The organism is Blautia sp. Marseille-P3201T, from assembly GCF_900120295.1.
Classification (GTDB): Bacteria; Bacillota; Clostridia; order Lachnospirales; family Lachnospiraceae; genus Blautia.
Genome location: NZ_LT635468.1, coordinates 148992 through 160703, shown reverse-complemented (window position 1 = coordinate 160703; position 11712 = coordinate 148992). Strand labels below are relative to the sequence as shown.

The 11712-nt window shown below is 39.3% G+C and carries 7 protein-coding genes and 2 riboswitches; all 7 genes read left to right on the top strand.

All coding sequences use genetic code 11. The features are described from left to right. Nucleotides 1-49 precede the first annotated feature (49 nt). Nucleotides 50-136, top strand: a riboswitch (glycine riboswitch). A gap of 2 nt (nt 137-138) precedes the next feature. After that, nucleotides 139-216: riboswitch (glycine riboswitch) on the top strand. Between the two features lie 197 nt (nt 217-413). After that, nucleotides 414-1757: an alanine/glycine:cation symporter family protein gene (locus BQ7352_RS03720; RefSeq protein ID WP_072447096.1), complete on the top strand. Its 1344-nt coding sequence runs from the start codon at nt 414-416 to the stop codon at nt 1755-1757. Between the two features lie 298 nt (nt 1758-2055). Further along, nucleotides 2056-4068: a methionine--tRNA ligase gene (gene metG / locus BQ7352_RS03715; RefSeq protein ID WP_072447094.1), complete on the top strand. Its 2013-nt coding sequence runs from the start codon at nt 2056-2058 to the stop codon at nt 4066-4068. A 241-nt stretch (nt 4069-4309) separates the two neighbouring features. After that, a complete protein-coding gene (locus BQ7352_RS03710; RefSeq protein WP_072447092.1) occupies nt 4310-6916 on the top strand; it encodes a cation-translocating P-type ATPase in 2607 nt (868 codons plus the stop codon). 20 nt (nt 6917-6936) lie between these two features. Further along, nucleotides 6937-8076, top strand: a complete 1140-nt coding sequence (locus BQ7352_RS03705; protein WP_072447090.1) for an AI-2E family transporter — start codon at nt 6937-6939, stop codon at nt 8074-8076. Continuing rightward, nucleotides 8066-8830: a TatD family hydrolase gene (locus BQ7352_RS03700; RefSeq protein ID WP_072447088.1), complete on the top strand. Its 765-nt coding sequence runs from the start codon at nt 8066-8068 to the stop codon at nt 8828-8830. The genes BQ7352_RS03705 and BQ7352_RS03700 overlap by 11 nt, the downstream gene beginning before the upstream one ends. Nucleotides 8831-9094: 264 nt before the next feature. Continuing rightward, nucleotides 9095-9673: a TetR/AcrR family transcriptional regulator gene (locus BQ7352_RS03690; RefSeq protein ID WP_072447084.1), complete on the top strand. Its 579-nt coding sequence runs from the start codon at nt 9095-9097 to the stop codon at nt 9671-9673. 15 nt (nt 9674-9688) lie between these two features. Next, entirely contained in the window at nt 9689-11593 is a 1905-nt protein-coding gene (gene glgB, locus BQ7352_RS03685) for a 1,4-alpha-glucan branching protein GlgB (RefSeq protein WP_072447082.1), read from the top strand. The last annotated feature ends 119 nt before the right edge of the window (nt 11594-11712 follow it).

The window sequence follows — 11712 nt, the reverse complement described above, 5'->3', positions numbered from 1 at the left end:
AATGGAAAACGGGTGCTATAATAAAATCGTTATTTGCATATTGTGCCAATAGAAGGTTGCAGGAAAGAGGCAAAATTGCCCACCGAAGGAGTAATACTCTCAGGGGCTTTGAAAAAAGCAGGACTGCATCTGGATGGCTCTCTGGAGAATCCCGAAAAGGGTGCCGAAGGTGTAAGCAGACATGGTCTGTGAATCTCTCAGGCAAAAGGACAGTGAAGTTTTTCGTAAAGGTAGTGCTTTTGGGCGCTATGTTTATGTTTGAACGCAGTTGCGCTTGGAAAGAACTTTAGTCCGTGGGATTTTCGTAATCCCACGGATTTTTTGTTTTAGAGGAAATGATGTTCTGTGAAACAAAAACATAAATTTCAGACAACAATAGGCAAATAGAATGAAAAGAAAAGGGAGAGAAAAAAATGGAAATGATAGCGTCTATTGTAGAGCTGGTAAACAAGTTTTTGTGGGATTATGCACTTTTAATCCTGCTTTTAGGTACAGGTATTTTTTATACCTTTACACTGAAATTTATTCAGGTGAGGAAATTCGGTGCGGGAATGAAGAAGATGTTCGGCGGTTTTTCACTTCACGGAAAAAGCAGTGAAAACGGACTAAGCTCCTTTCAGGCATTGGCAACAGCTATTGCGGCACAGGTAGGTACGGGAAATATTGCCGGTGCGGCAACAGCCATTGCATCCGGAGGTCCGGGAGCTATTTTCTGGATGTGGGTAAGCGCCTTCTTTGGAATGGCAACCATTTACGCAGAAGCAGTTATGGCACAGCATACCAGAGTAAAAGAAAACGGTGTTGTTGTGGGAGGACCTGTTTACTATATTAAATATATTTTTAAAGGCAAATTCGGAAAGTTCCTTGCAGGATTTTTCTCTGTTGCAATTATTTTAGCGCTGGGATTTATGGGAAACATGGTACAGTCCAATTCTATCGGAAGCTCTTTCTATAATGCCTTTGGAATTAAACCGTTCCATGTGGGAATTTTAGTAGCTATTGTAGCGGCATTTATTTTTCTTGGAGGCATTAACCGAATTGCAAGAGTTACAGAAAAGGTTGTTCCTTTGATGGCGCTTATTTATATTATCGGATGTCTGATTATTTTGTTTATGAACGGAAGCGGAGTAGGTACTGCATTCCACGATATTTTTGTGGCAGCATTTGCACCGGAAGCTGTTCTTGGCGGCGCTCTTGGCGTTACCGTACAGAAAGCAATGCGTTTTGGTGTGGCAAGAGGTCTTTTTTCTAACGAAGCAGGTATGGGTTCTACACCTCATGCTCATGCAACAGCAGATGTAAAACATCCGGGTGAGCAGGGCGTGATTGCCATGATGGGAGTATTTATTGATACTTTTGTAATTTTGACTTTAACGGCTCTCGTAATTCTTTCCACAGGAGCATTATCAAGCGGAGAGACAGGCTCGGCGTTGGCACAGATTGCGTTTGACGCTGCCTTTGGTTCTTTCGGTAAGATTTTTATTGCTATTTGTATGTTATTCTTTGCATTTACGACAATTATCGGATGGTACTACTTTGGGGAAGTAAATGTGCGTAGCCTTTTTGGTTCAAAAGCAGTGAAGATTTATGCTTTTCTGGTAGTTATCTGCGTTTTGGTAGGTTCTACTTTAAAGGTTGATTTGGTATGGAATATGTCTGATATGTTTAACGGACTTATGGTAATTCCGAACCTGATTGCGATTTTGGCATCTGTTAAGATTGTGAAGAAGCTCAGTAAGGAGCATGAATTTATGTAGAAAAAGAGTGTTTACAAATATTCCTGAATATGTTAGCATAATTCATATATGTAAACACAGTGACGGAGAGAGTACATATATTTAACATTTTACAGAGAAATTCCCATAGGCTGAGAGGAATAAATGAGAGTATATGGAAGATGGCTCCTGAGAGGCGCACCGAAGCAGAATTGCCAAGGCTGCGACAGGGTCCGCCTGTTATAGCGGCAGGGTATTAAACAGATACCCGTTGAGGTTTGTACTGCGAGGTACAGATAAACAGAAGTGGTAACGTGGGTTATAGGCTCGCCTTCTTAATATGGAAGGTGAGTCTTTTTTTGTGAGCGTATACAAGGAGGAAAGAAAATTGGATAAGAAAAAATATTATATTACAACAGCGATTGCCTATACATCAGGCAAACCACATATTGGAAATACTTACGAAGCAATTCTTGCGGATAGTATTGCCAGATTTAAAAGACAGCAGGGATATGATGTGTTTTTCCAGACAGGAACAGATGAACACGGTCAGAAAATTGAATTAAAGGCAGCAGAAGCCGGTGTTACCTGTAAAGAATTTGTAGATAATGTAGCAGGAGAAATTAAAAATATCTGGGATTTAATGAATACTTCCTATGATAAATTTATCCGTACAACAGATGATTATCATGAAAAACAGGTACAGAAAATCTTTAAAAAGCTGTATGACCAGGGTGATATTTACAAAGGATATTACGAAGGTATGTACTGTACACCATGTGAGTCTTTCTTTACAGAGTCCCAGCTGGTAGACGGCAAATGTCCGGACTGCGGACGTCCTGTAACACCTGCAAAGGAAGAAGCATACTTCTTCAGAATGAGCAAATATGCACAGAGACTGATTGACCATATCAACACACATCCTGAATTTATTCAGCCTGTATCCAGAAAGAATGAGATGATGAACAACTTCCTTCTTCCGGGACTTCAGGATTTATGTGTATCCAGAACATCCTTTAAATGGGGAATTCCGGTAGATTTTGACCCGAAACACGTAGTATATGTGTGGCTGGATGCGCTGACAAACTACATTACAGGTATCGGATATGACTGTGACGGCGAGAATACAGAGCAGTTTAAAAAAGACTGGCCGGCAGATTTACACTTAATCGGAAAAGATATTATTCGTTTCCATACAATTTACTGGCCAATCTTCCTGATGGCTCTTGATTTACCGTTGCCAAAACAGATTTTCGGACATCCATGGCTTTTACAGGGTGACGGAAAAATGAGTAAATCAAAGGGAAATGTGCTCTATGCAGACCAGTTAGTAGATTTCTTTGGCGTAGACGCAGTGCGCTACTTTGTTCTTCACGAAATGCCATTTGAAAATGACGGTGTGATTACATGGGAGCTGATGGTAGAGCGTTTAAATTCCGAACTTGCAAATACTTTAGGAAATCTGGTAAACAGAACAATCTCCATGTCTAATAAATACTTTGGCGGAGAAGTGAAAAATACCAATGTATGTGAGCCTGTAGATGAAGAATTAAAGGCAGTTGTACTGGGAACAAAAGCAAAAGTAGCAGCAAAAATGGAAGAACTTCGTGTGGCAGATGCTATTACAGAAATCTTTACTTTATTCAAACGCTGCAACAAATATATTGATGAAACAATGCCATGGGCTTTGGCAAAAGAGGAAGATAAGCAAGACCGTCTTGCAACTGTTCTCTATAATCTGGTAGAGGGAATTTGTATTGGAGCATCTTTATTAGAGTCCTTTATGCCTGAAACAACAGGAAAAATTCTGGCACAGTTAAATGCGCCAAAACGTGAATATGAAGAATTAGAAACCTTTGGTTTATATCCTTCTGGAAACAAAGTTACAGAAAAACCGGAAATCTTATTTGCGCGTCTGGATGTAAAAGAAGTGCTGGAAAAAGTGGAAGCTATGAAAGAAGCAGAAAAAACGGAAGAAGCAGCAGAAGAAAAGGAAGAAGCTCCTGTTGTGGATATTGAAGCAAAAGAAGAAGTTACTTTTGATGATTTTATGAAAATGCAGTTCCAGGTGGGTGAGATTATTGCCTGTGAAGAAGTGAAAAAATCCAAAAAACTTCTTTGCTCTCAGGTAAAAATTGGAAGTCAGGTAAAACAGATTGTATCAGGAATTAAATCCAACTACAAACCGGAAGATATGGTTGGCAAGAAGGTTATGGTTTTAGTAAACTTAAAACCTGCCAAGTTAGCCGGTGTTGTTTCAGAAGGTATGATTTTATGTGCAGAAGGGCTGGATGGCGAGCTTGCTCTGATGACTCCTGATAAGGATATGCCTGCAGGTGCGGAAATCTGTTAAAAAAGGGGGTTGACAGCGTCAGCCATATCGTTTATAGTTCTCTTTAATAAAAGGGAGTAGCTGGCACCTATAGGTGTTCGCGATGACGTCAATCTCGATGGAAAGATTTCCGTCCGCGTCGTGATGAAATGGCAAGACTTTTATTGCATGAAAAAGTGCAGTAGGAGTCTTGCCTTTTTCTGTTTCACATGAAAAGCAAAGGGACTTTTACAATGCACAATAAAAATCAGGAGGAAAAAGCATGAAAGAGTATTATCAAATGTCAAGAACAGAAGCCCAAAAAGCTGTAAATGGCAGTACTCATCCTCTCAGTGAGGAGCAGATTAAGAAAAATCAGGAAAAGTATGGACCAAATGCTTTAGTAGAAGAAAAGAAGAAGTCCATTCTGCAGATTTTTTTAGAACAGTATAAAGACTTTCTGGTTATTATACTGATTGTAGCAGCAATCGTGTCAGGATTACTGGGAGAAACAGAAAGTGCCATTGTTATTCTGGTGGTAATTACCATGAATGCTATTTTAGGTACAGTCCAGACTATTAAAGCAGAACAGTCATTGGACTCTTTAAAAGCCATGTCAGCCCCTGAGGCAAAAGTTTTCAGAAACGGAGAGGTAATGAAAGTTCCCTCTGATCAGGTAACAGTAGGTGATATTGTTATGCTGGAAGCCGGTGATTATGTTCCGGCTGATGGACGTATTCTTGAAAATGCCAGCTTGAAGGTTGATGAAAGTGCACTTACCGGTGAAAGCCTCGGTGTAGAGAAGAAGGAAGAAGAAATTGAAGGTGAAGTTCCTTTAGGGGACAGAACCAACATGGTATATTCCGGAAGTTTTGTTTCTTATGGACGTGGTTCCTTCCTTGTAACAGGAATTGGTATGGAAACAGAAGTTGGAAAGATTGCAAAACTTTTAAAAACAACTTCCGAGAAGAAAACACCTCTTCAGATGAACTTAGATAATTTCGGTCAGAAATTGTCCATTTTAATTCTTGTATTTTGTGCCATTTTATTTGGTATCAGCGTATTTCGTGGAGAAAGCATCGGAGATGCATTCCTCTTTGCAGTTGCTCTTGCAGTAGCGGCTATTCCGGAAGCGTTAAGCTCTATTGTTACTATTGTACTTTCCTTTGGTACACAGAAAATGGCGAAAGAACATGCCATTGTAAGAAAGCTTCAGGCAGTAGAAGGTCTGGGAAGCGTTTCTATTATCTGTTCAGATAAAACAGGAACTCTGACACAGAATAAAATGACAGTAGAATATTATTATGTAGAAGGAAAAGAAATTCCGGCGGAAGCCATTGACTTAGGTGATAAAGCACAGAAACAGCTGCTTCGCCACAGTATCTTATGTAATGACTCTACAAATAAAAATGGTGAAGAAATCGGTGATCCTACAGAAACAGCTCTGATTAATCAGGGTGATAAGCTTGGTTCTCCTGCAGAAGTAGTGAGACAGAAATATCCAAGACACAGTGAAGTTCCGTTTGACAGTGACAGAAAGATGATGTCAACCCTTCATAATTTAAAAGAAGGCTCTACTATGGTGACAAAGGGAGCTGTAGATGTTCTTTTGGGACGTGTGACACATATCCAGAAAAATGGTGAAATTGTTCCGATTACACAAGACGATGTTCAGGAAATCGAAGCACAGAACCAGAAATTTTCGCAGGGCGGTCTTCGTGTCCTTGCTTTTGCGTATAAGAGTGTGCCGGAAGGAACAATTCTTACTGTGGAAGATGAAAAAGATATGACCTTCTTAGGTCTGATTGCTATGATGGATCCGCCGCGTGAAGAGTCAAAAGCTGCTGTTGAAGAATGTATTAAAGCAGGCATTAAACCGATTATGATTACCGGCGACCACAAAGTGACTGCAGCTGCTATTGCAAAACGTATCGGTATTTTAAAAGACGAGTCAGAAGCATGTGAAGGTGCTGTTATTGAAAATATGTCTGACGAAGAACTGATGGATTTTGTAGAAGGTATTTCTGTATATGCACGAGTTTCACCGGAACACAAAATCAGAATTGTTAAAGCATGGCAGGACAAAGGAAATATTGTTTCCATGACAGGTGACGGAGTGAATGATGCACCTGCTTTAAAACAGGCAGACATCGGTGTTGCTATGGGTATTACCGGAACAGAAGTATCAAAAGATGCTGCATCTATGATATTGACAGATGACAATTTTGCGACTATTGTTAAAGCAGTAGAAAATGGACGTAATGTATATCGAAACATTAAGAGTGCAATTCAGTTCCTGCTGTCAGGTAACTTTGCCGGAATTCTGGCGGTGCTGTATGCTTCTATTGCAGGACTTCCGGTTCCGTTTGCTCCTGTTCATCTTCTGTTTATCAACTTACTTACAGATAGTTTACCGGCTATTGCTCTTGGACTTGAGCCACACACAGAAAGTGTTATGAATGAGAAACCAAGACCAATGAACGAATCTATTTTAACAAAAGATTTTCTTTCCAGAATTGGAATTGAAGGCCTTGTAATTGGTATTATGACAATGGTTGCTTTCTATATCGGATATCAGGAAAGTCCACTTTTAGCTTCTACATTGGCATTCGGAACCTTATGTACTTCTCGTCTGGTACATGGATTTAACTGCAAATCTTCCGAACCGGTATTGTTTACTAAGAGATTTTTCAATAATATTTACTTGATTGGCGCTTTTGTACTGGGGCTTGCATTGATTACCGCAGTTATGTTAATTCCGGCACTGCACAGCATTTTCCAGGTACAGACATTAAATTTGACACAGCTTCTGATTATGTTTGGTCTGTCATTGGCAAACCTTCCGATTATCCAGTTTATTAAATGGATACGTACAAAAATCGGTAAATAAATGATTTTTGGAGGATATGTATGGATTTGAACAAGAAAAACATGAAAAACATTATGCTGTTGATTATATTTGCTGTTTTATTCTATGTAGGGGTGCAGCGAATTGAAAGTGTGGCAGCAGGTATTTCCTTTGTAGTCAGCATTGTTTTCCCTTTTCTTTTGGGAGCCGCTATGGCATTTATTTTAAATGTTCCTATGAGCTTTATGGAAAAAACATTGTTTTCTAAGGCAAAGGGAAATGTGAAAAAGCTGAAACGACCTGTCAGCCTTGCACTGTCTATTCTGTTTGTAATTGCTATTTTATGGATTGTAATCTTAGTAGTCATTCCTGAGGTGGCAAGTACAGTTACCAGTCTTAGTGCTAATATAGAAGCAGCGCTGATTAAACTTCAGAGATGGGCAATGGATATTTTTGAAGATAATCAACAGATTGAAGTTTGGATTGCCAGTTTGCAGTTTGATTGGGATGGGATTATTCAGACAGCCTTTGGATTTCTGAAAAATGGAGCCGGAAATGTCTTAAATTCCACCGTAACTGTAGCAAAGACGCTTATTAATTCAGTTATGAATTTTTGTGTGGCTTTTGTATTTGCCTGTTATATCCTCCTTCAGAAAGAGAAGCTTGCCACGCAGATCCGAAAGATTTTATATGCCTTTTTCTCTAAGAAAGTAGTGGAAAAAGTGTTGGAAATTGCATCTTTGAGTTATAGAACTTTTGCCAATTTTGTTACAGGACAGTGTTGCGAAGCAGTTATTCTGGGAACTATGTTTTTTATTTCCATGAGTATTTTGAGATTTCCCTATGCGCTTTTAGTTGGAGTTTTGATTGCATTTACTGCTTTAATTCCTATTTTTGGAGCTTTTATTGGCTGCTTTTTGGGAACCTTCTTAATCCTGGTGGCAGATCCTATGAAGGCAATTGCTTTTGTGATTTTGTTCCTTGTACTGCAGCAGGTTGAGGGTAATCTGATTTATCCTCATGTGGTAGGCGGTTCTGTGGGATTGCCGTCTATCTGGGTGTTGGTTGCTGTTACTGTAGGTGGAAGTTTAATGGGAATTGTAGGTATGCTGGTATTCATCCCGATTTCTTCCGTGGTATATGCACTGTTTCGGGAAATGGTATATAAAAGGTTAAAGGAGAGAGGAATTCATGATATTTGATACCCATGCACATTATGATGATAAGACATTTGATAAGGACCGCGAGAAAATGCTGGAATATGTAACTGCCAACGGAGTTGAAAAAATTATAAATGTGGGCGCTTCTTTTAAGGGAGCAGAGGACTCTGTGAAGTTGGCAAAGAAATATCCGTTTATTTATGCGGCAGTAGGTATTCATCCGGATGAGGTAGGTGAACTGGATGAAGAAAAAATGTGCAGACTCCGACAACTGTGTGATGAGGAAAAAACAGTTGCCGTAGGGGAAATCGGATTGGATTATCATTGGAATAAGGAAGACCATGAAACACAGAAAAAATGGTTTGTAAGGCAGATGGATCTGGCAAAAGAAACAAAACTGCCGATTATTGTTCACAGCCGTGATGCCGCCAAGGATACCTTAGATATTATGAAGGCGGAAAAGGCTGAGAATTTATCAGGAGTTATTCACTGCTATGCTTATTCCAAAGAACATGCAAAAGAATACATGAATATGGGATATTATCTGGGGATTGGCGGTGTGATTACCTTTCCGGATGCAAAGAGATTAAAAGAAGTGGTAGAGTATGCGCCGTTAGACTATCTGCTTTTGGAAACAGATGCCCCATATTTATCACCTGTACCACGCAGAGGTAAAAGGAATAACTCTCTTCATCTTGGCTTTGTCATGGATGAAATCTCCAGAATAAAAGGAGTTTCCTTTGACAAAGTTGCGGAAGTAACCAGAGAAAATGCCAGAAGGTTATTTGGAGTGTAATACGGCAGATTTATTTGGTATTAGGAAGGAAAGTAGAAAGTTCTTTCTTTAAAAGGAGAAATTCACTGTCCAAGGGATTGACATAAAGTATGTAATTGATTTTACTGTTGAGACTTTGAAGGTAGTGGGTTTCTCCTTTTTTGTATCCAATATGTGCAAGGTGGTCTTTTAATCCATTTGTATGAAAAAAGAAAATAAAAAAATGAACAGTTGATTTTTTATATACCGATAAGTATAATTGAAGATAGAAGGGCGGTGACGAGAATGGACAACAAAGAGGTGCTTTTGCGAGTAGCACTTGATTTGTTTCATGCAAAAGGATACGATGCGGTGGGAATACAGGAAATTGTGGATAAAGCCGGAGTGACCAAACCTACATTATATTATTACTTTGGAAGTAAAAAAGGACTTTTGCAATATCTTTTGGAAAGTGGATATAAAATTTTGCAGAAAGATATTGAGGAGGTTGTAAAGGTAGAGGCTGAACTGCCGGAGGTTTTATATCAGATTGCCAGAAGATTTTTTAATTTCGCATCAGCTCACGAGAAATTCTATTTGTTTATGCTGTCACTTTTCTTTTCCGGAAGAGAAAATGAGGCGTTTCAAATGGTGCTTCCCTTTATAGAAAATTATTACGGATACATTGCGGATGTCTTTGAAAGAGATACTTCTTTGAGAGGAGATACAAGACAGAGGAAAATGTATGCGGTGGGATTTACGGGTGTTTTAAATCATCATATTATGACTGCCAGTTATGGATTGCTGGAGAACGAAATGTTTGAAATTTCTGATGAAACAACGCGGGAAGTTATCCGCCAGTTTCTGTATGGAATTTATTCATAGAAGGAGGAGATTTTTATGGGTGTTAATATGAAAATTACGGAGTTGGACCGATATTTGTTTGGGGAAGGAACTCATTATGAAATTTATAAGCTGCTGGGGGCACATGTGGGGGTGAACAGAAAGCGACAAGGTGTTTTCTTTGCTGTCTGGGCGCCACATGCCAAAGCAGTTTCTGTGGTTGGAAATTTTAATGACTGGGATCCGCAGGCAGACATTATGAAGTGTGATAATAATATGGGACTTTATCAGCTTTTTATTCCTAAGGTGCGAGAAGGGGATTTGTATAAATTCTGCATTACTACTCAGAAAGGTGACTTATTGTATAAAGCAGATCCCTATGCAAATTATTCGGAGCTTCGACCGGGTAATGCTTCAAGAGTAGTGGACTTAACAGGTTATAAATGGTCAGACAGTGTCTGGATGAAAAAGAGAGAGGAATTTGATGTGGACAAGGATGCCATGTCTATTTATGAGGTTCATCCGGGTTCATGGAAAAAACATCCGGCGCAGGGAGAAGATGATCCGGGCTTTTATAATTATCGGGAGCTGGCTCATGAATTGACAAAATATGTGAAAGAAATGGGCTATACTCACGTAGAACTTATGGGAATTGCGGAACATCCTTTTGATGGCTCATGGGGATATCAGGTAACAGGATACTATGCGCCTACTTCCCGCTATGGTACGCCAGAGGACTTTCGTTACTTTGTTAATTATCTGCATAAAAATAAAATTGGTGTTATTTTGGACTGGGTACCGGCACATTTTCCAAAGGATGCTCATGGACTGGCAGATTTTGACGGTGCGCCTACTTATGAGTACGCAGATCCCAGAAAAGGAGAGCATCCGGACTGGGGAACAAAGGTGTTTGACTATGGCAAAAATGAGGTTAAAAATTTCCTGATAGCAAATGCACTGTTCTGGCTGGAAGAATTTCACATTGACGGATTACGTGTCGATGCAGTTGCGTCTATGTTGTACTTGGATTATGGACGCAGAGATGGGGAATGGGTTCCAAATCAATATGGTGAAAATAAGAACTTAGAAGCTATTGAATTTTTCCGTCATTTGAATTCCATTGTTTTGAATAAACATAAAGGTGTTGTAATGATTGCCGAAGAGTCTACAGCATGGCCTATGGTGACAGGAAAACCAGAAGATGGTGGACTGGGATTTTCTCTGAAGTGGAACATGGGATGGATGCACGACTTTTTGGAATATATGAAGCTGGATCCGTATTTTAGAAAATACAATCATCATAAAATGACATTTTCAACTTCTTATGCTTACAGCGAAAGATATGTGTTAGTGCTTTCTCATGATGAAGTAGTGCATCTGAAATGTTCTATGATCAATAAAATGCCGGGACTTGGTCAGGATAAGTTTGAGAATTTAAAGGCAGGATATTCCTATATGATTGGACATCCGGGCAAGAAATTATTGTTTATGGGACAAGATTTCGGACAGTATCAGGAATGGAGCGAAGAACGGGAATTAGACTGGTATTTGCTGGGAGAACAAAACCATCAGCAGCTTCAAAATTATGTGAAGGAATTGCTGAAAATGTACAAAAAATATCCGGCATTATATGCGAATGACAGTAATTATCAGGGACTGGAATGGATTAATGCAGATGATGCTGCCAGAAGTATTTACAGCTTTGTGCGCTGGTCTCCTACAGGCAGAAACAATTTGTTATTTGTAATTAATTATACGCCTGTAGCAAGGGATGATTACCGTGTAGGAGTGCCGAAACGGAAGCAGTATAAGTTGATTTTAAACAGTAAAGAGCCGGAATTTGGCGGTGATGTACATAAAGAAGTTGTAGACTACAAAGCAGTGAAAAAAGAATGTGACGGAAGACCTTATTCTTTTGCGTATCCGTTGCCTGCTTATGGAGTTGCTGTATTTAAATTTTAAATTATAAAAGAGATATAAGAAATATTTATACATTTTAGCAAATTTGTCAAGCACGCTTTAAGATTATAAACTCAAAGTGAGCGCAGACTGAGCGTAAAATGTATAAATATTTTTTTTGG